This is a genomic window from Allobosea sp. CER48 (assembly GCF_044752385.1).
GTDB lineage: Bacteria > Pseudomonadota > Alphaproteobacteria > Rhizobiales > Beijerinckiaceae > Allobosea.
In genome coordinates, this window is sequence record NZ_JBIWYK010000599.1 from 1 (window position 1) to 1592 (window position 1592).

Genomic DNA, 1592 nt, shown 5'->3' on the forward strand with positions numbered 1-1592 from the left:
ACGCTGCTGTGCGGCCGCCTCGGCGTGATGCTCGTGGTGCGCCGCCTCACGCGGAACGGCCGGCTGGAACGACGCACGGCGATCGTCGGCGGCGGCGAGGCCGGCGAAGCTCTGATCCGCGCCCTCGAGAGCCAGAAGGACACGGGGCTGCAGATCTGCGGCGTCTTCGACGATCGCAACGATGAACGCTCACCCGACATGGTGGCCGGTTACCCCAAGCTCGGCACCGTGGACGATCTCGTCGAGTTCGCGCGGCGCACCAAGCTCGACCTCGTGATCTTCACCTTGCCGATCTCGGCCGAGGGGCGGCTCCTGACCATGCTGCGCAAGCTCTGGGTCCTGCCGATCGACATTCGCCTGTCGGCACATCTCTCGAAGCTTCGGCTGCGGCCGCGTTCCTATTCCTATCTCGGCACCGTGCCCGTACTCGACGTATTCGACCGCCCGATCGCCGACTGGGACGTCGTCGTCAAGTGGCTGTTCGACAAGATCGTCGGCACGCTGGCCCTGATCGCTCTCTCGCCTCTGATGCTTGCGACGGCGATCGCCATCAAGATCGACTCCAGAGGGCCGGTGTTCTTCCGTCAGAAGCGCTACGGCTTCAACAACGAGATGGTCGAGGTCTTCAAGTTCCGTTCGCTCTACCACGACAAGAGCGACCACGCCGCCGCCAAGCAGGTGACGAAGGACGACCCCCGGGTCACACGCGTCGGCCGCTTCATCCGCAAGACCTCGATCGACGAACTGCCACAGCTCCTCAACGTGGTCTTCAAGGGCGATCTCTCGCTCGTCGGCCCGCGCCCGCATGCCATCCATGCCAAGACGCCGGACCGCGCCTATGAGCAGGTGGTCGACGGCTATTTTGCTCGCCACAAGGTCAAGCCCGGCATCACCGGCTGGGCGCAGATCAACGGCTGGCGCGGCGAAACCGACACCGACGAGAAGATCCAGAAGCGCGTCGAGCACGACCTCTATTACATCGAGAACTGGTCGGTCCTGTTCGACCTCTATATCCTGCTCAAGACACCGCTATCGCTGCTGACCAAGAACGAGAACGCCTATTGAGCGGCCTCGCCCAGCACCCTTCGCAAGGCGCGCCGGCCCGGCGGCTGACGATCCCTTACGCGGTCGTCAAACGCAGCATCCTCTGGCTGCTCGGCGCATCGAGCGGCTTCGCGATGATCGAGCCGTCGCCCTACGAAATCGCCTTCCTGATCGCGCTCTTCGTCTTCGCGCTCACGGGGATCAGGTTCTCACAGAAGCTGTTGCCACTGACAGGGCTTCTGCTGGCCTACAACATCGGCGGCATCTTCTCCCTGATCCCCTGGATGGACGAACCCGCCTCGGTCCGGTTCACCGCGGTTTCGGTCTATCTGATGATCACCAGCCTGTTCTTCGCGGCGATCATGGCAGAGGACGCCGTCGCGCGGCTCGATGCGCTGATGAAGGGCTATCTGTTCGCCGCCTGGTACGCCGGCGTGGCCGGCATCCTCGGATATTTCAACGTCGCAGGACTAGGCGAGATCTTCACGCTCTACGGCCGGGCATCGGGCACTTTCAAGGACGCGAACGTGCTAGGTCCGTTCCTCGTC

1 protein-coding gene and 1 pseudogene are annotated in these 1592 nt (G+C 63.8%); both read left to right on the plus strand.

Translation table 11 applies throughout. The features are described 5' to 3' along the window. On the plus strand, window positions 1–1065 hold a 1065-nt coding region (locus ACIPIA_RS15880; protein WP_400510940.1), incomplete at its 5' end, for an undecaprenyl-phosphate glucose phosphotransferase. Next, window positions 1062–1592: pseudogene (locus tag ACIPIA_RS15885) on the plus strand (O-antigen ligase domain-containing protein); the annotation flags it as partial. The gene ACIPIA_RS15880 and the pseudogene ACIPIA_RS15885, both read left to right, overlap by 4 nt.